Source organism: Curtobacterium sp. SORGH_AS_0776 (assembly GCF_031453355.1).
In the GTDB taxonomy this organism is placed as follows: Bacteria; Actinomycetota; Actinomycetes; order Actinomycetales; family Microbacteriaceae; genus Curtobacterium.
This window is the reverse complement of sequence record NZ_JAVIYU010000001.1, coordinates 1,132,017-1,148,959: the sequence shown is the minus strand read 5'-3', so window position 1 is coordinate 1,148,959 and position 16,943 is coordinate 1,132,017. Positions and strand designations below refer to the sequence as shown.

17 protein-coding genes are annotated in these 16,943 nt (G+C 70.9%); 1 reads left to right on the top strand and 16 read right to left on the bottom strand.

The features are described 5' to 3' along the window. Positions 1 to 67: 67 nt before the first annotated feature. From QE359_RS05865 to QE359_RS05850, 4 genes are all read right to left on the bottom strand, one after another. Positions 68 to 1,207: an LLM class flavin-dependent oxidoreductase gene (locus QE359_RS05865; RefSeq protein ID WP_070417138.1), complete on the bottom strand. Its 1,140-nt coding sequence runs from the start codon at positions 1,205 to 1,207 to the stop codon at positions 68 to 70. 105 nt (positions 1,208 to 1,312) lie between these two features. Continuing rightward, positions 1,313 to 2,269, bottom strand: a complete 957-nt coding sequence (locus QE359_RS05860; RefSeq protein WP_309778197.1) for a DUF4436 family protein — start codon at positions 2,267 to 2,269, stop codon at positions 1,313 to 1,315. Continuing rightward, positions 2,266 to 4,665 (bottom strand): hypothetical protein, encoded by a 2,400-nt coding sequence (locus QE359_RS05855; protein WP_309778196.1) that lies wholly within the window; start codon positions 4,663 to 4,665, stop codon positions 2,266 to 2,268. The genes QE359_RS05860 and QE359_RS05855 overlap by 4 nt, the downstream gene beginning before the upstream one ends. A gap of 64 nt (positions 4,666 to 4,729) precedes the next feature. Continuing rightward, positions 4,730 to 5,563, bottom strand: coding sequence for a phosphatase PAP2 family protein (locus QE359_RS05850; protein ID WP_309778195.1), 834 nt, complete (start codon positions 5,561 to 5,563; stop codon positions 4,730 to 4,732). Between the two features lie 334 nt (positions 5,564 to 5,897). Here QE359_RS05850 and QE359_RS05845 point away from each other — a divergent pair, with 334 nt between their 5' ends. Next, the gene (locus QE359_RS05845; protein ID WP_175473751.1) at positions 5,898 to 6,350 is read left to right on the top strand and encodes a DUF4383 domain-containing protein; all 453 of its coding nucleotides are present in this window, start codon (positions 5,898 to 5,900) and stop codon (positions 6,348 to 6,350) included. A 199-nt stretch (positions 6,351 to 6,549) separates the two neighbouring features. Here the strand turns inward: QE359_RS05845 and QE359_RS05840 are convergent, their stop codons facing one another. The 12 genes from QE359_RS05840 to QE359_RS05785 all read right to left on the bottom strand — a co-directional run bounded on the left by QE359_RS05840 (position 6,550) and on the right by QE359_RS05785 (position 16,791). Further along, the gene (locus tag QE359_RS05840; protein WP_309778194.1) at positions 6,550 to 7,872 is read right to left on the bottom strand and encodes an AAA family ATPase; all 1,323 of its coding nucleotides are present in this window, start codon (positions 7,870 to 7,872) and stop codon (positions 6,550 to 6,552) included. Continuing rightward, positions 7,869 to 9,803 (bottom strand): cytochrome c oxidase assembly protein, encoded by a 1,935-nt coding sequence (locus tag QE359_RS05835; protein WP_309778193.1) that lies wholly within the window; start codon positions 9,801 to 9,803, stop codon positions 7,869 to 7,871. Before QE359_RS05835 ends, QE359_RS05840 begins: the two co-directional genes overlap by 4 nt. Positions 9,804 to 9,969: 166 nt before the next feature. Next, positions 9,970 to 10,257, bottom strand: a complete 288-nt coding sequence (locus tag QE359_RS05830; protein WP_022908191.1) for an HU family DNA-binding protein — start codon at positions 10,255 to 10,257, stop codon at positions 9,970 to 9,972. Between the two features lie 288 nt (positions 10,258 to 10,545). Further along, positions 10,546 to 10,851, bottom strand: coding sequence for a 30S ribosomal protein S14 (rpsN, locus tag QE359_RS05825; RefSeq protein WP_070417144.1), 306 nt, complete (start codon positions 10,849 to 10,851; stop codon positions 10,546 to 10,548). Positions 10,852 to 10,853: 2 nt separating this feature from the next. Then, on the bottom strand, positions 10,854 to 11,024 hold the full coding sequence (rpmG, locus tag QE359_RS05820; RefSeq protein WP_022908193.1) for a 50S ribosomal protein L33: 171 nt from the start codon (positions 11,022 to 11,024) through the stop codon (positions 10,854 to 10,856). Further along, positions 11,024 to 11,260 (bottom strand): 50S ribosomal protein L28, encoded by a 237-nt coding sequence (gene rpmB, locus QE359_RS05815; RefSeq protein ID WP_022903747.1) that lies wholly within the window; start codon positions 11,258 to 11,260, stop codon positions 11,024 to 11,026. Before rpmB ends, rpmG begins: the two co-directional genes overlap by 1 nt. Positions 11,261 to 11,557: 297 nt before the next feature. Beyond that, positions 11,558 to 12,253: an alpha/beta hydrolase gene (locus QE359_RS05810; protein ID WP_309778188.1), complete on the bottom strand. Its 696-nt coding sequence runs from the start codon at positions 12,251 to 12,253 to the stop codon at positions 11,558 to 11,560. Positions 12,254 to 12,263: 10 nt separating this feature from the next. After that, on the bottom strand, positions 12,264 to 12,677 hold the full coding sequence (locus QE359_RS05805) for a Fur family transcriptional regulator (RefSeq protein WP_070417146.1): 414 nt from the start codon (positions 12,675 to 12,677) through the stop codon (positions 12,264 to 12,266). Further along, positions 12,674 to 13,621, bottom strand: a complete 948-nt coding sequence (locus QE359_RS05800) for a metal ABC transporter permease (protein WP_071303398.1) — start codon at positions 13,619 to 13,621, stop codon at positions 12,674 to 12,676. Before QE359_RS05800 ends, QE359_RS05805 begins: the two co-directional genes overlap by 4 nt. Continuing rightward, a complete protein-coding gene (locus QE359_RS05795) occupies positions 13,621 to 14,502 on the bottom strand; it encodes a metal ABC transporter ATP-binding protein (protein WP_396127721.1) in 882 nt (293 codons plus the stop codon). Before QE359_RS05795 ends, QE359_RS05800 begins: the two co-directional genes overlap by 1 nt. Continuing rightward, a complete protein-coding gene (locus QE359_RS05790) occupies positions 14,499 to 15,410 on the bottom strand; it encodes a metal ABC transporter solute-binding protein, Zn/Mn family (RefSeq protein ID WP_309778185.1) in 912 nt (303 codons plus the stop codon). The genes QE359_RS05795 and QE359_RS05790 overlap by 4 nt, the downstream gene beginning before the upstream one ends. 115 nt (positions 15,411 to 15,525) lie before the next feature. Next, a complete protein-coding gene (locus tag QE359_RS05785; protein WP_070417148.1) occupies positions 15,526 to 16,791 on the bottom strand; it encodes a PTS transporter subunit EIIC in 1,266 nt (421 codons plus the stop codon). Positions 16,792 to 16,943 lie beyond the last annotated feature (152 nt).

Below are 16,943 nucleotides of genomic sequence, written 5' to 3'. Positions count from 1 at the left end.
CCCGAGACGGACTGGAGGCGCGGTGCCAGCTGGCACCGCGCCTCTAGTCCGTCAAGCGGTCACGCGATCAGACGGACGCACCCGTCCACTCGTCCTCGGCGGCGACGTGGTCGCTGCCCAGGGTGCCGGCGGCCATCGCCGCGGCCACGCGGTCGGCGTGCGACGGCGGGTTCGAGGGGACACCTTCCGGGCGACCCTCCTCGTTGATCTTCCGCAGCTCGGGGACGATGTCCTCGGCCAGGATGTCGATCTGCTCGAGCACCGTCTTGAGCGGCAGCCCGGCGTGGTCGACGAGGAACAGCTGGCGCTGGTAGTGCCCGACGTGGTCCTTCATGGCGGCGTACCGGTCGATCACCTGCTGCGGCGAACCGACCGTGAGCGGGGTCTGCTCGGTGAAGTCCTCCATCGAGGGGCCGTGCCCGTAGACCGGGGCGTTGTCGAAGTACGGGCGGAACTCGTCGATGGCGTCCTGCGAGTTCTTCCGCGCGAAGAACTGGCCACCGAGCCCCACGATCGCCTGGTCGGCGCGGCCGTGCCCGTAGTGCTCGAAGCGCTGGCGGTACAGGCCCACCATCTGCTCGGTGTGCTGGATCGGCCAGAAGATGTTGTTGTGGAGGAATCCGTCACCGTAGTAGGCGGCCTGCTCCGCGATCTCCGGCGTGCGGATCGACCCGTGCCACACGAAGGGCGCGACGCCGTCGAGCGGACGCGGGGTCGAGGTGAAGCCCTGCAGCGGCGTGCGGAACTTGCCCTGCCAGTTGACGACGTCGTTCTCCCAGAGCTGGCGGACGAGCGCGTAGTTCTCGATCGCGAGGTTGACGCCCTGGCGGATGTCCTGCCCGAACCACGGGTAGACCGGCCCGGTGTTGCCGCGGCCCATCATGAGGTCCATGCGGCCGTCGGAGATGACCTGGAGCATCGCGTACTCCTCGGCGATGCGCACCGGGTCGTTCGTGGTGATGAGGGTCGTCGACGTCGAGAGCGTGATGTGCTTCGTGCGTCCGGCGAGGTAGCCGAGCATCGTCGTCGGGCTCGAGGCGACGAACGGCGGGTTGTGGTGCTCACCGGTGGCGAAGACGTCGAGTCCGGCCTGGTCGGCGTGCTCGGCGATCGTCAGGATGTCGCGGACCCGCTGGGTGTCGTCGGGGGTCCGGCCGGTGACCGGGTCGGTCGTGACGTCACTGACCGTGAAGATGCCGAACTGCATGATGCGCCGCCTTCCGCGGAGTCCCTCCGCCTGCGATTTCGATGCGTTTGCATCGACTTGCTCGGTACAACGTAGCGCAGGCCGAGGCATTCCCGCCAGCGGCGACTACGCGGCGTCGTCGTCCAGCACGCGGTTCCGCAGCACCTTCGACTCCCGCCACAGCATGTACGCGCCGGTCCACACGAACATGATCGCCACCAGCGCCAGGCAGGGGAAGAGGAAGACGAAGTCGAGCGTGGTCCCGATCGGCGGGGCGCCGGGCATCGCCGACCGGAGCGCCGGGAACGACAGCAGCGTGGCGCTCAGCCAGATCACGTTCGCGAACTCGAGCTTCCGCCGGAGGATCGCGCTGCCGATCGTCACGACGGCCATCAGCGTCGTGAACAGGATCGCCATGATGTAGAACGACACGATCACGACGCTCAGGGTGTCCCGGTGCCCGTCGATCTGCATCGGGACGAGGGTGCGGTCGCTCTGCACCTCGGCGGCGCTCCGTTCGGCGTTCATCACCCACGGCCGGGCGGAGTTCGACATGTCGACCTCGAAGGGCACGGCGTCCCCGGAGTCGTCGTCCTGCACGCTCAGCTGGAAGTTCGCGAACGGCTGGTCGAAGGGATACGAGGTGTCGCCGCGGTCGAGCGTCAACGTCAACGAGGTCGCGTCCACCACCGACTGACCCGGGAACGTCACGACGCTCGTCGTCACCCCGCCGCTCGAGACCTCGATGCGGAGCGGCTGCGAGATCTCGCCGGCCTTCTCGCCCTCGAACGAGCCGTGCGGGATCGGCAGGACGTTCGCCTGCATCACCCGGTTCGAGAGGTCGACGTCCTGCACGCTCATCCGCAGGGTCATGTAGTCGCCGGACTGGCTGTTCGACCCGCTCACCGGGACGGCGGTCGTCGTCTTGAGCGCTCCGGAGAGGCCGATAACGACGTAGTAGACGGCCAGGAGGGCCACCGCCACGAGCAGGATGACCGGCGCGGGGTTCCTGCGGGTGCGCTTCGCGGTCGGAGCGCCGGGAGCGCCGGGTGCGTCGGTCGGGGCGTCGGTCGTGTGGGTCATCGGTTGCTCCCGGACGGTGGGTCGGTGGCGGGTCGGCTCGGGTCGGTTGCGGGGCCGGTCGGACCGCTCGGTGCGGCGCTCGGACCGCTCGGTGCGGCGGTCGGACTGGAGGCGCGGTTCCCGTCCGACGGACCGGACCCGGTCGGCGAGGCGGTCGCCGCTGCGGCGGGGCCGCTCGTGGCCCGCCGGCCGACGACGGTCGCGGCGAGCGCGAAGAGCAGCATCGCGAGGAGCGGCACCATCGCGCCGGGGAACTCCGTCGCGTTGAAGGTCGTGATCTGGTCGGCCAGCTGCGACGCCTCGGTCTCGCCCTTCGCGACGGCCGTGGTCACCGTCATCGCGTTGGACTGCGACGCCCGGTTCGACGCGAGCGAGATCTGCTGGACGGCGGTGTCCGGCGCGTTCACCGGGTCGGCGTACACCCGGACGTCGACGTCCGCCTGCTGCCCGGGGTCGAGCGGGATCATGCACGAGAACGAGCTCGTGGCGACGGTGCAGTCGAGCGGGGAGTCGTCGACCTCGACGTTCACGTTCCGGTAGACCATGCCGGTGGTGATCCGGGCCTCGAACGTGATCGCGACGGTCGCCCCGGAGGCGTTCGGGCCCAGCGTGCCCCGCATGTCGGCTGCGGTGCCGGGCACGATGCGCTGCGTGCCGAAGCGGAGGTCCATCGCGAGCGGACCGTCGTCCGTACCGCCGGTGCCGCTGCCGCCCCCGCTGCCGTTGCCGTTGCCGGCGCCGGCGTTCTCCCCCGGCGCGGGCGGTGTGCTCGAGGGCGGCGACGACGGGCCGGTGCTGCCGCCCACGTCTCCCGACCCGACCCCCTGGCCGGCGCCGGAACCGCTCCCGGCTCCTGTGCTCGGACTGCCGGGTGTGCTCGGCGCGGTCGGCGCGGTCCCGCCACCGGCGCCGCCAGGCCCGCCCGTGGAACCGCCGCCGGTGCCGGGGAGACCACCCGCGCCTCCTGGAGCGGCCGGTGTCGCGACCGTCACGGTGAAGGCGGTCGACGCGCGCGCGGACTCGACGCCACCGTACGTCTGGCTCGCCGTCAGGGCGACCGCGCCGAGGGCGAATGCGCGCTCCGGCGTGCAGGCGAAGGAGGTGGCCCGCGTCGCGGTGGCCGTGCAGACCACGGTCTCGCCCTGCCGGACGGTCACCACCGCGTTCGGGATCACGCCGCGGCCACGGACCTCGGGTGTGCGGTCCGTCGTCGACGTGCGGTTGCCCGGGGCGGTGATCACCGGCGCTCCGGGAGCGATCGTGCGGACGGTGCTGCCGGACTCGACGGGCGAGACGGCCGCGGTGATGGAGGACGCCCGGGCTGTGATGGTGAACGCCGACGCGGGGACGGTCCCGGACCGGGCGGCGACCGTCAGCCGGAGGACGTGCCGGTCGCCGGGAGCGATCGTGCCGAGGTCGACCCCGGCGGCGAGGCCGGCGCAGTCGATCGTGGCGTCGTCGAGCTCGCACACGGGGACCTGCAGGCCGCCGGTGTCGGCGGTGAGGAGGACGCCTCTCGCCTCGCCCTCGCCGGTGTTGGCCAGTGTGACCGTCCGGATCGCCGGGAAGCCCGCGTAGAGCTGCGTCGCACCGGCCTGGGTCACGCTGAGGCCGGCCGGCGCCAGGACGGTGAACGTGCTCGTCACCGCCGGGGAGACCTGCCCGAAGCGGTCCGTCTGCGTCGCGCTGATGGTGTGCTCTCCGACCGCGAGCGGCTCGGTCGGCGTGCACGACCAGTCCGGGGTCGTCGCCGGGTCGACCGTGCACAGCGGCTCGCCGTCGATCGTGGCCGCGAGGGTCGTTCCCGTCGTGTCCGCCGCACCGGCCACCTTCGTGCCGGTGATCGTCGGCTGCGTCGCGATCGACTCGTCGCCCGCGGGCGGGGCGGTGATGGTGGGGGCAGCGGGGGCCGGGGGCGCGACGACCGTGATCGAGTAGGGCGCGGCTGCCTCGAACGGGCTGATCTCGGACGAACCGGCGACGGTCCCGAGCGGCGAAGCCGGATCGATCGTCATCGTGATGGCGACCTGGTTGCCGGTGCCCCACGTGCTGGCGCCGCACGCCGCCTGCGTCCCGCCGTTCGTGGGCACGCAGGTGAACTGTCCGAGCCCGGGTGCGGGGACCGACTGCGCAGCCGTGATCGTCGTGTTGGGCGGCGCGGTGATCGTCCAGGTCCCGGTGCCGGCGGACTGGTTCTGCACGATCGCCGTGGCGGTACCACCGGGTGTTCCTTCGTCGGCCGGCCCGTTCGGGACCTGGACCATGGCGGATGCGGAGGTCGCGGGGACGAGCACCCCGGTGGCGACGAGGAGCGCCCCGAGGGCAGCGGCCACGGTGCCACGGACCCGACGTGCCCGCGTCGGGGTGTGCTCCACCCGCATGTGTTCCCCGTCCACGGCGGCTCCCGAGGCCGGCGTGTGGACGACGCTAGTCGGACAACGGCCGTCCGGTCCGGAGGCGTTACAGGCCTGTAACCCTTACGGATGCGATGGCTACCGGCCGGGGATCGCCTCGGAGTCCGTCCGCGCCGCGTGGTGCATGCCGTCGGCGATCCACACGATCGTCACGACGGCCAGCACGCTCGCGCTCGACGCCATCCGGCCCGCGACGAGGATCGCACCGTGGTCGTGTGCCCCGCCCGAGATGCCGTACACGAGCGCCGCGACACCGACCAGGAACGTCACCCCGGTGGCGACGAGGAGGACCCAGGTTCACCAACCGACGCGGACCACGGTGTCCGTCGCGGTCGCCGCGCGCGCCACGGTCGACCCGTGGTCCGAACGCCCGGACGGCCCCGACCCAGAAGAGTGCGATCGCGCACGCGCCGATGATGTCGCTGACCCGGTGCCAGCCGTAGACCACGGTCTGGTTCGCGACGAAGACCGCGTAGGCGGCGCCGACGATCACGACGAGCGGGCGGAACCGACGCGGCGTGACCATGAGCACGGCGAACAGGGCGGCGAGGGCGATCGTGGCGTGACCGGACGGGAACGAGTTCGGCGTGGTCGACTGGGCGATCTCCGGGCGCTCGGCGATACGCTTGACGAGCGTCGAGGTGGCCGCCGAAGCGAGCACGACGACACCGGCTCCGAGCCCCACTGCGAGCCGGCGCCGAGCGAGCGCGACGGCGGCGATCACGACCACGAGCAACAGGATCACCGGTACCGAGATGACGTTCAGGGCAGTGTCCGACGAGAACAGGTCGGATTCCCGGACCCCGCCGAGTGCGGCGTCCTCGACCCGCTGCCCCACCGGCGTCAGCACCGCCACCGCGTAGACGAGAGGCACGATCACGAACCCCAGAGCCGACAACAGTCCCCACCGCAACCGCCGTGAGACGCTCGGTCCACGCGACTCGGGTGCGCTGCGTTCGGGCGTTCGGGTCACCGGGCTGGTCCTCCTCGGGGTGCTGGTCGTCGGTGTCGTCGCACGCCTGTTCACGCGCGTGCGATTCGGACGGTCGGGGTCCGACACGATACCGTTGGGACGCCGGTCGGAGCCTGGGAACCGCGGGACAGCGACCTTCGGATCCGGCAACGCACCGACCGGCCGCGCGCGGGCGAACGCACCGGCGCGCATCGCCGGACCGACGTACACGGCGTCGGCTGCGTACGAGGAGGAAACCGAAGTGGCCATCAAGGAACCGAGCATCACCGCTTCCCCGAACCGCGGTCTCGCGCTCACCGTGGGCGCGCTGCTCCTCATCTGGGGCATCCTCGGGTTCTTCTTCGCCGCCGACGGCGACCCCGGCTTCTTCAGCCGCAAGGGCGGCATGCTCTGGAACGCGTTCGGCGTCAACCCGCCGCTGGCACTGCTGTGGGTCCTGCTCGCGGCCGTGCTGCTCATCGTCGGGCTCGGCAACACGATCGGGTCGCGGAACGCGAACGTCCTCGTGGGCGCCGTCCTCGTCGTGCTCGCGGTCTACGGCTTCGTGTTCGTGAACACCTCGGCGAACGTGTTCGCGCTCAACACGACCGACAACGTCTTCCACGCGATCGTCGGTGTCATCCTGCTCCTCACGGCGTTCGGCGCCGACAAGGAGAACCTCCGCGCGCTGCGTGCGGACACCGCTCGCGCCTGATCCCGCGCATCCCCGACGCCCCGCCCGCCCTTCGTGGCCGGCGGGGCGTCGTGCGTCCGGGCCGTCGCACGCCCGGCCCGCCGCCCGCCCGCGCGCCCGCGCCGCCGCGCGCCCGCGCCGCCGCGCGCCCGCGCCGCCGCGCGCCCGGGCCGTCGCACGTCCGGGCCGTCGCGCGCCTGGGCCGTCGCGCGGGGGCGGGTCAGTCGCCGTCGTCGGCGTCCGGGGCGGGAGCGGGAGCCGCCTCGAGCTCCGTCGCCACCACCCGCGGCGCCTCGGACATGAACCGCCGGACGTCGAGGTCAACGATGATGTCCTGCGGCCGCAGCGGACGCGTGAGGTACAGCCCCTCGAGCGAGGTCAGCCGTGACAGCGCCACGTACGTCTGCCCGGCGCTGAACACCCGGTTGCCGAGGTCGACCACCGCCCGGTCGTAGGTGCTGCCCTGCGACTTGTGGATCGTCACCGCCCAGGCGAGCCGGAGCGGGAACTGCTGGAACTCGCCGACGGTGTCCTTCTTGAGTTCCTTCTTGTCGGCGTCGTAGGAGTACTTGAACTTCTCCCACACCGACGGCTGGACCTCGAACGACTCCCCGTCGACGTCCACCCACACGGTGTCGCGGATCGTCTGCACGACCCCGAGGGTGCCGTTCACCCAGCGCTGGTCGGGGTCGTTGCGCAGGAACATCACGTGCGCGCCGGGCTTCAGCTCGAGGGCTTCGTCCGCCGGGAAGTTCCGTCCGCCGAAGTCGCCGTTGACGTCGGCCCGTGCGGTCCGCACCTTGCCGGGCAGCCGGTCGAGCGCGGCCTTGTTGATGCGCGCCACGGTGTCGTTCCGGGTCGCCAGCGTGATCGCGTCGTCCGGCGCGGGTCGGGCGCCCACCGCGTTGAGCTGCCCGGCGACGTCGGCCGTCACGCGCCCGTGCCGCACGGCCGTCAGCATCGCGGCGAAGGCGTCGTCGCGCTGCCGGTGGACGGTCGCGAGCTCGACGATGTTGAGCTCCGCCTCGAGCCAGACCTTGGCGTCGAAGAACCACATCGAGCGGTAGTGGTCGGTGAAGTACGCGCGCTCGTCCCCGTCGCCCGGCACCGGCGGCAGCTGGTACGGGTCGCCGAACATGACCACCTGCACGCCGCCGAACGCCTCGAACTGACGCCCGCGGGCCTTGCGCAGCGAGCGGTCCATGGCGTCGAGGAGGTCGGCGTTCACCATCGAGACCTCGTCGATCACGAGGGTGTCGATCGTGTTGAGGAGCTTGCGGGTGTCCGGCCCCTGCCGGAGTTCGGCGTCGGCGATGAGCCCGATCGGCAGGCGGAAGAGCGAGTGGATCGTCTGCCCACCGACGTTCAGCGCCGCGACACCGGTCGGCGCGCAGATCACGACCTGCTTCTCGGTGTTCCACGACAGGTGGTTCAGGAGCGTCGACTTGCCCGTCCCCGCACGCCCGGTGATGAACACGTGGTCGCGGGTGTGCTCGATGTACTCGAAGACGGCCCGCTGCTCGGCACTGAGCTCGACGCTCATCGGGTCGCCACCCGGTCGTCGCTGCGCGGTCCGTCGACGGCGGGCTCCGCCACGGCACGGCGCACCCGGACCAGCACCACCACGACGACGGTCACGACGACGGCGACACCGGCGACCACGAGCAGCGCGCCCGCGCGGGCCTGGTCGACGAGCGGATCCGGTCCCCACGTCCGGCCCATCGCACCGAACCACGACGCCTGCAGGAGCCCGAGCGGCCCGCGCATCGCGATGCCGAGCGACACCAGACCGGCCGCGACGACGACCGCCCCGGCGATCCGGACGAGCGCCGCGGGCATCGAAGCGCGCCGGGCGCCGACCGCGATCGGCGTGAGCAGGGTGGGGACGGCGAGGAGCCCGACGAGCAGGAACCCGACGTCGATCACGGTGCGGCCCGTCGAGTCGCTGACCGACCACCGGAGTGCGTCGGTCACGAAGAACGCCCACCACGCCGCCGCCAGGAACAGGAACGCCGGGAACGGCTGCACGAGGTACCGCACCGCCTGGTTGTCGACCAGGAGGCCCGTCCACTCGCGGACACCGGTGCTGCCGTCGTCGCGGGGGTGCACGGCGGCACGGATGAGCTGCACGGGTGCCGACGCCCAGACGAGCGCCGGCACGACGAGCCCGAGGAGCACGTGCGACCCGACGTTGGCGGACACGAGGAAGCGGTCGTAGGTGTGCAGCGAGCCCGAGGTCGCGACGACGAGCGAGACGATCGCGATGCCGGCGGCGACCGTCCGGCGCACGGGCCAGCGCACACCGGCGCGACGCAGGCGGACGATGCCGGCGGTGTAGGTCGCTGCGAGCAGGACAGCGGCCATCAGCCAGAACAGGTCGATGTTCCACGCCGTCAGCCATCCCCAGGCACCCGGAGCGTGCGGCAGGGCGTCGTCGGTCAGCAACTCGGCCGGCGACGGGTTCGTGGTCTTGCTCAGCGCGACCTGGTCGACGGGGGTCGCGGTGCGGCCGAGTGCCGCGGCGAACCCGCTGGCGACGCCCATCACGGCGAGCTCCGCCACGACGAGGAACCAGAACGGACGACGGCGCCCGGGGGCGGTGCCGAGCGCACGGATCGCCCGTCGACGCTGCACGACCCCGAGCACACCCATCGCGACGATGGCCGCGATCTTCACGAGCACCAGGACGCCGTACGCGGTGAAGAGGTTCGAGAGCGCCCCGACCCGGATCTGCGCCGAGGCCACACCGGACACGGCGACGAGCACGAAGCACCCGAGCGCGATGCTCGAGTACCGCCCGACGACGACGGCCAGGCGGTCGCCGTCGATCACCGGGCGCAACAGCACGAGCATCACGAGTCCGCCGACCCAGAGCGCGGCGCCGACGAGGTGCAGCCCGAGTGCGGTGACGGCCGCGTCGTGGCTCGCCGTGCCCGCGGCGTGCCCCTGCTGGGCGAGCGGGACGAGCCCGATCATCGCGACCCCGGCGGTCAGGGCGACCATCCCGCGGGAGCGCACGGCGAAGCACAGCACCGTGACGGCCGCGGCGACGAGGACGGTGACGAGCCACGCGAGGCCGAGGTCCGTCCCCGTGAGGAACACCCCCATCGACTGCCCGAACTGCTCGTCGATGCTGATCCTCGAGCCGGCGACGCTGAGGAAGGTGAAGAACGTCGTCACGGCCGACGACACGGTCCAGACACCCGCCGCACCGGCGGCCACGTCGATCGCGCGGTTCCACTCGGGCGCGGTGCGGGACAGCCCGACGGTCGCGAGTGCGAGACCACCGATCGCGGCCGCGGCGGAGAGGTCGACCACCAGTCGGGCGATCGGCAAGCCGAACCGGACGACGGCGCCGGGGTCGGCGATGAGCGCGGCGTTCGCTCCGCCCCCGATGACGAGGGCGACGAGGAGTGACACGAACCCGACGAGCAGCAGCACGGCGGGGCCGGCGATGCGCGCGATCCGATTCACCCGTCAAGCCTAGGCGCTGCCCCACCCGGCCACGGAATCGAGCGGGGCGACCTGTGGAGGGCGATCCGCGCCTCCTGGATGTGGAGGGCCGACCACGGACCCATCGCGGGCCGGGAACGACGAAAGGGACGGCCGAAGCCGTCCCTTTCGTGGCGCGGGAGCAGTCTTACTTGACGGCAGCCTTGAGCTTCGAGCCGGCGCTGACCTTGACCGAGTCGCTCGCGGCGATCTCGATGGCCTCGCCGGTCTGCGGGTTGCGGCCGGTGCGGGCGGCACGGTGGGTCTTCTCGAAGGCGATCCAACCGGGGATCGTGACCTTGGTGCCGTCGGCGACCGAGCCGGAGACGACGGAGAAGAGCGCGTCGACGACGCCGTTGACGGTGGCCTGGCTCTGGCCGGACTCAGCGGCGACGGCAGCGACGAGCTCGGTGCGGTTCAGGGACTTGTCAGCCATGGATGTCCTCCTCGGACTTCTTGCAGTATCGGTCGGACGACTTCTCGTCCGGCGCCCGGAGCGGGTGCTCCGTGCCACGGTGCCGGTGGGCGCGAGACCCTGCGGAACCGGAGTCGAACGTACCAGCCACCAGGGACGAAACCTGCCGACTCGCCCGGATTTCCGGGGTTGTCGGGGTACTGGAGGGGCGGAAGTGACCGATGTGACGAGGATGTCCCCCGAAACGGCCCGGGAACGGCGAACGCCCCGCCACCACTGGGGTGACGGGGCGTCCGCGGAAGCTGGTGCTTACCAGGAGCTCTTCGTGATGCCCGGCAGCTCGCCACGGTGGGCCATGTCGCGGAAGCGGACACGGCTGATGCCGAACTCACCGAGGTGGCCACGGGGGCGACCGTCGATGGCGTCGCGGTTGCGGTAGCGGACCGGCGACGCGTCGCGCGGGAGCTTCTGCAGGCCGACGCGGGCGGCCTCACGCGACTCGTCGGAGCCGTTCGGGTCCACGAGGGCCTTCTTCAGCTCGAGACGACGCTCGGCGTAGCGCGCGATGATCTCGGCGCGCTGGTTGTTCTTCGCGATCTTGCTCTTCTTCGCCATGCTTAGCGCTCCTCACGGAAGTCGACGTGCTTGCGGATCACCGGGTCGTACTTCTTGAGCACGAGGCGGTCCGGGTTGTTGCGACGGTTCTTCTTGGTCACGTAGGTGAACCCGGTGCCCGCCGTGGAGCGGAGCTTGATGATCGGACGAACGTCCTGACCCTTCTTGGCCATCAGATCTTCTCCCCACGGGCGAGGAGATCCTTGACGACGGACTCGATGCCGCGTGCGTCGATCACCTTGATGCCCTTCGCGCTGAGCGTGAGCGTGACGTTACGACGAAGCGAGGGCACGTAGTACGTCTTCTTCTGCACGTTCGGGTCGAAGCGACGCTTCGTCCGGCGGTGCGAGTGCGAGATGTTGTGTCCGAAGCCGGGGGTGGCTCCGGTCACCTGGCACACTGCTGCCATGGTTTCCTCCTGAGGTACCGTGCGACCGGACGGCCGCACCCAAGGTCACTTGCCTGGCGCGCACGCGCTGCGTCACCGAGCGACGGAGCGAGGGGGTTGTGCGCACCGCCCAGGCCCGCGATCCCTGTCGAAGGGGCCGTGGACACCGCGCGACCGCGGCGTACGCGACGGTCGGAGGGCTTGGAACAACTGGGCTCGCCGCGCGGACGCGGCGAACCAAGGGTCAAGCGTACGCGACGACCGGGCGTGTCGCAAACTGCCGCAGCTGCGTGGGTCGCTCTGGAGGCGCGCCCCGCGCTACGGCGCCTCGGCCGGCCTCGGCGCCAGCGCCTGCACCATGAGCTCGCCGAGCTCCCGCGGCGCCGTGAACATCGGCCAGTGCCCCGTCTCGAGCCCGAGGATCGCGAGCTCCTCCGTCGCCACGAGCTCCGCTGCCCAGGCCTGGTGGTCGGCCACCATCGTCGCGAGGTCCGCCGCCGGGATCTCGCACGTGATCACCGTCGCCGGGATCGTGTGCCGCGCGCCGTCGGCGTAGTGGAACCGGTCGGACGGCACCGCAGCGGGCTCCGGGATCGCGCGGTGCTCGAACTCCGACCGCAGTGCCGGTGTCATCCCCCGCACGGTCGCCGGTTCCCACACGTCCCACGGGGGCAGCGGCACGACACCGTCCACCACGGGCAGCTCGTCGTTGACGCAGCCGCCCTCGGGCCCCGGGAAGGTGTCGACGTAGAGCAGGTGCGCGACGAGCGAGGGCCGCTGGTCGGCCGCCATGTACGCGATCGGGCCCGCGCCGGAGTGTCCCGCCAGCACCACGGGCTCCTCCGGCGTCGCGACGTCGTCGAGCTTCTCGACCAGGGCGGCCACCTGCTGGTCGAGCGTGTCGCCGTCGCGGGTGACCGCCTCGACCGAGTGGCCCGCGGCTCGCAGCACCGGGGCCACCTCGTCCCAGGCGCTCGCGTCGAGCCAGAAGCCGGGCACCAGGATCACGTGCATGACGCGGAGACTACGCGCCGGTGCGCGCGGCCGTGCAGGACGCGCACTCCCCGAAGATGTCGACCACGTGGCTGGCGTTCGTGAACCCGTTCGCCGCCGCGACCTCCTGCGCCCACCGCTCCACCGGGTCCGCCTCGATCTCGACCGTGCGGCCGCAGTTCCGGCAGATCAGGTGGTGGTGGTGCGCGTCGGTCGTGCACGCGCGGTACAGCGACTCGCCGTCCTGCTGCAGCGAGTCGGCGTCGCCCTCGGTCGCCAGGTCGGAGAGCGCCCGGTAGACGGTCGCGAGTCCGATCGTGGAGCCGTCGTCCCGCAGGTGCTGGTGCAACGCCTGCGCGCTGACGAACCCCTCGGTGCTGGACAACGCGGTGCGCACCGCTTCGCGCTGCCACGTGTTCCGCTTCGGCTTCTGCACGGCGTTCATGCGGTCGCTCCTTCCTTCCGGCCGGCGGCGGACCGGTGGTCCGCATCGTCGGCCTGGAGGCGCGGTGCGCCTCCGTCACGCTGGTCACGGCGCACGATCCGGTCGCGTCCGCGCTTGTCCTTGCGTCCGCCGACGATCCGGCAGACCACCCAGATCACGAACGAGATCGTCGTGACGTACGGGCTGATGGGGAGCCCCCCGCCGAGGGCGAGCAGGATGCCGCCGACGACCGAGACGACGGCGAACACCGTCGACAGGACCGGGACGACGACCGGGTGGGAGCTGAGGCGCAGGGCAGCGGCCGCGGGGGTGACGAGCAGCGAGAGCACGAGCAGCGCGCCGACGATCTGCACCGACACCGCGGTCGCGAGTCCGAGCACGAGCATGAACACGAGCGCCAGCGTCCGGACCGGCACCCCGGCGGCCGCGGCCACGTCGGGGTCGACCGACGAGAACATCAGCGGGCGCCAGATCACGAGCAGCGTCACGACGACGATCGCCGCGACGACGACGAGGAACGTCAGCTGGGGGTTGTCGACCGAGACGATCTGCCCGGTGAGCAGGCCGAACTTGTTCGCGGCACGGCCCTTGTAGAGCGCGAGGCAGAGGATGCCGAGGCCGAGGCCGAACGGCATGAGCACGGCGATGATCGAGTTGCGGTCCCGCGCCCTCGACCCGAGCAGCCCGATGAGCAGCGCCGCGATCACCGACCCGACGAGCGACCCGGTCACCACGTTCACCCCGAGCAACAGCGATGCCGAGGCGCCCGCGAACGAGAGCTCCGAGATGCCGTGCACGGCGAAGGGCATGTTCCGGGCGACGACGAACGGCCCGATGAGCCCGCCGACGATGCCGAGCACCGCGCCGGCCCAGATCGAGTTCTGCACGAGCACGACGAGCTCGCCGTAGTCCTGGAAGGAGAAGACCTGCGACCAGATGTCCATCAGATCCGCCCGTCGTCCGGCGTCGCGGCGTTCGGGTCCGCGTCGCAGTGGTGGTCGTGCGCGTCGTTCGCGCCGACGATGACGATCCGCCCCATCGTGCGGACGACGTCGACGGGGGTGCCGTACAGGTCGGAGAGCACGTCCGTGCGGAGGACCTCGTCGGGGGATCCGATCCGGAACCGCCCGCCGGCGATGTAGAGCACCCGGTCGACCACGTCGAGGATCGGGTTCACGTCGTGGGTGACGAACAGCACGGCAGCGTCCTGCTGCCGACGCTGCCGATCGATGAGCTCGGTGACGCCGCGCTGGTGCCGGAGGTCGAGCGAGATGAGCGGCTCGTCGCACAGGAGCAGCGCGGGGTCGGCGGCGATGGCCTGCCCGACGCGGGTGCGCTGCTGCTCGCCGCCGGACAGCTCGGCGACCGGGGCGTCCGCGAACGCGGTGGCCCCGACCTCGTCGAGGATGCGATCGACCCGGGACCGTTCGGCACGGCTCGCGGGCGTGATGCCCCACCGGGAGCCGGTCACGCCCTGCGCGATCATGTCCCGCGCCCGGAGCGGGGTCCCCGCGTCCATCAGGCGCTGCTGCGGGATGTACCCGATCTTGCGGTGCCCGCGCCGGACGGGCTGGCCGAGGAACGACATCGTGCCGCTCGTCAGCCGCTGCTGCCCGAGGACCGTGCGGAGGAGCGAGGTCTTGCCCGCCCCGTTCGGCCCGAGCACCGCGACGAACTCGCCCGGCGCCAGATCGAGGTCGAGGTGCGACCAGAGTGCACGGGAGCCGTACGACAGCCCGGCGTCGCGGAGTTCGAGCACGGCGGAACCGCCACTGCCCGGGGCAGTGGCGGTCCGCTCGGTCGTCGGGTGGGAGACGGTGGTCACTTCTGGAGCGCCGCCTGCACCTGGTCGATGTTCGCCTGCTGCCACGAGACGTAATCCTCCCCCTTCGGGAGCGTCTCCGTGACACCGACGACCGGGACGCCGTTCTCGTCGGCGGCCTTCTTGACCTCCTCCGTCTCCGGGCTGGAGGTCTGGTCGTTGTAGGCGAGGAGCTTCACGGTCTTGTTCGTGAACAGCTTGAGCGTGTCGTTGAGCGCCGCCGGCGGCACGTCGTCGCCTTCCTCGATCGCCTCGGAGAAGGCGTCAGGCGTGACGTTGTCGAGGCCGATCGCGTCGAAGAGGTACCCCGGGACCGGCTCGGTGTACGCGACCTTCTCGCCGCCGTACGTCTTCTCGAGCTCAGCCGTCTTCGCCTCGAGCCCCTCGAGCTTCGTCGTCAGCGCGTCGGCGTTCTTCGTGAAGGTGTCCGCGTCCGCCCGGTCGAGGTCGCCGAGGCGCTTCGCCACGTCGTCGGCGAGCTTCACCATCGTCGGGTAGCTGTAGAACACGTGCTCGTTGAACTCGGTGTCGCCACCCTTGTCGAGACCGGAGAGCTCGACGACGTTGATCGTGTCCGCCTTCGTGCTGGACGCGTCGGCGAGGGTCGTCATGAAGTCGTCGTACCCGCCGCCGTTCTCGATGAGGAGGTCGGCCTTGGACACCGCGAGCTGGGTCGTGGCGCTCGACTCGAACGAGTGGGGGTCCTGCGACGGGTCGTCCAGGATGCTCGTGACGGAGACGTGGTCGCCGCCGATCGCCTCGACGATCGAGCCGTAGACGTTGGTGGAGGCGACGACCCGGACGGTGCCGTCGCCCGAGGCGTCGCCGGAGGCGGAGGACGTCGCGCAGCCCGTCAGGGCGAGCGCGGCGACGCCGGCGACGAGCGGCAGGGCGAGGAGACGGTTGTGCATGTCGACGAGCGTAGGGCTAGTTGATAACGGTTGTCAAAACCAGTATCAGCCGGATGACGGACGGGAGGCGCGGTGCCAGCCGGCACCGCGCCTCCCGTCCGTCACATGGTGACGGCTACGGCTTCGTGGCCGCCTCGATCGTGTTCTCCGCGATCGTGTCGTCCTCACGCCCGGGCGTGCGGAGGTTCCACTTCTTGATCACGAAACTGAACAGGAAGTAGTAGATCACCGCGTAGCCGAGGCCGATCGGGATGAGCCAGATGGCTCCGTCCGCCTTGCCGAAGTTCAGCACGAAGTCGATCGCGCCGGCCGAGAAGGAGAAACCGTCGTGGATCCCGAGCGCGTTCACCAGCGCCAGCGAGGTACCCGTGAGCACCGCGTGGATGATGTAGAGCGGGAACGCGACGAACATGAACGAGTACTCGAGGGGCTCGGTGATCCCGGTCACGAACGAGGTGAGCGCAGCCGAGAGCATGATGCCGCCGACGAGCTTGCGGTTCTGCGGCTTGGCGTTGCGCCAGATCGCCAGGGCACCGGCGGGCAGGGCGAACATCATGATCGGGAAGAAGCCGGTCTGGAAGATGCCGGCGGTCGGGTCGCCGGCGAGGAACCGGGCGATGTCGCCGTGGTACGTCGTGCCGCCGGTGGTGAAGCTGCCGAGCTGGAACCACGGGAAGAAGTTCAGCAGCTGGTGCAGGCCGATCGGGATGAGCATGCGGTTGACGAACCCGAAGATGCCACCACCGATGACGGCGTTGTCCGCCACGGCCTGGCCGGCAGCGGTCAGGGCGATGTCGAAGTACCGGTAGAAGAACGACATCACGACGGCGATGAGGAGACCGGCGACCGCGGTGAGGATCGGCACGAGGCGGCGCCCGGAGAAGAAGCCGAGGAAGTCGGGCATCTTCGTCCGGTGGAACTTCTCCCACAGGAACGCCGACACGAGCCCCATCACGATGCCGCCGAGGACACCGAAGTTGATCGTGGCCTGGTTGCCGTTCGCGTCCTTCACGCCGTCGAGCACGATCGGGGACATGGCCGCGAACACCTGGTACATGACCATGTAGCCGACGACCGCGGCGAGCGCCGTGGTGCCGTCCGACTTCTTCGCCCAGCCGATCGCGATGCCGACGGCGAAGAGCAGCGGCAGCCAGGTGAAGACACCGTTGCCGGCGGCGGCGATGATCGTCGCGCCCTTCTCGAAGCCGGGGATCGCTCCGAGCATGTCGGCCTGGCCGAGGCGGAGCAGGATGCCCGCTGCCGGCATGACCGCGATCGGCAGGAGCAGGCTCCGGCCGAGGCGCTGGGCGTTGGCGAAGACGCGCGACTGCTTCTTCGGGGTCTTCTTCTCCGGCACATCCGTGGCAGTGGTGGTGCTCATCGGAGGTCCTCTCGTCGTTGGGTGGAGCTGTCGGGGTGAGTTGAGTCGTACAGTCAGCGAAGGTAACCTCGGCGGTGTCGCCAGGTCCGGTCCTGTCCGGTCATGACCAGTTCCGTAGTCTGAACCGCGACCACACGCCTGTCAACCCGGCA

What these genes read in the sequence shown, in the direction of transcription:
- QE359_RS05865 (WP_070417138.1), bottom strand. Translation starts at nt 1,207, where the DNA reads ATGCAGTTCGGCATCTTCACGGTCAGTGACGTCACGACCGACCCGGTC.
- QE359_RS05800 (WP_071303398.1), bottom strand. Translation starts at nt 13,621, where the DNA reads ATGGACATCTGGTCGCAGGTCTTCTCCTTCCAGGACTACGGCGAGCTC.
- rpmB (WP_022903747.1), bottom strand. Translation starts at nt 11,260, where the DNA reads ATGGCAGCAGTGTGCCAGGTGACCGGAGCCACCCCCGGCTTCGGACAC.
- QE359_RS05840 (WP_309778194.1), bottom strand. Translation starts at nt 7,872, where the DNA reads ATGAGCGTCGAGCTCAGTGCCGAGCAGCGGGCCGTCTTCGAGTACATC.
- QE359_RS05810 (WP_309778188.1), bottom strand. Translation starts at nt 12,253, where the DNA reads ATGCACGTGATCCTGGTGCCCGGCTTCTGGCTCGACGCGAGCGCCTGG.
- rpmG (WP_022908193.1), bottom strand. Translation starts at nt 11,024, where the DNA reads ATGGCCAAGAAGGGTCAGGACGTTCGTCCGATCATCAAGCTCCGCTCC.
- QE359_RS05790 (WP_309778185.1), bottom strand. Translation starts at nt 15,410, where the DNA reads ATGCACAACCGTCTCCTCGCCCTGCCGCTCGTCGCCGGCGTCGCCGCG.
- QE359_RS05785 (WP_070417148.1), bottom strand. Translation starts at nt 16,791, where the DNA reads ATGAGCACCACCACTGCCACGGATGTGCCGGAGAAGAAGACCCCGAAG.
- QE359_RS05860 (WP_309778197.1), bottom strand. Translation starts at nt 2,269, where the DNA reads ATGACCCACACGACCGACGCCCCGACCGACGCACCCGGCGCTCCCGGC.
- QE359_RS05830 (WP_022908191.1), bottom strand. Translation starts at nt 10,257, where the DNA reads ATGGCTGACAAGTCCCTGAACCGCACCGAGCTCGTCGCTGCCGTCGCC.
- QE359_RS05805 (WP_070417146.1), bottom strand. Translation starts at nt 12,677, where the DNA reads ATGAACGCCGTGCAGAAGCCGAAGCGGAACACGTGGCAGCGCGAAGCG.
- rpsN (WP_070417144.1), bottom strand. Translation starts at nt 10,851, where the DNA reads ATGGCGAAGAAGAGCAAGATCGCGAAGAACAACCAGCGCGCCGAGATC.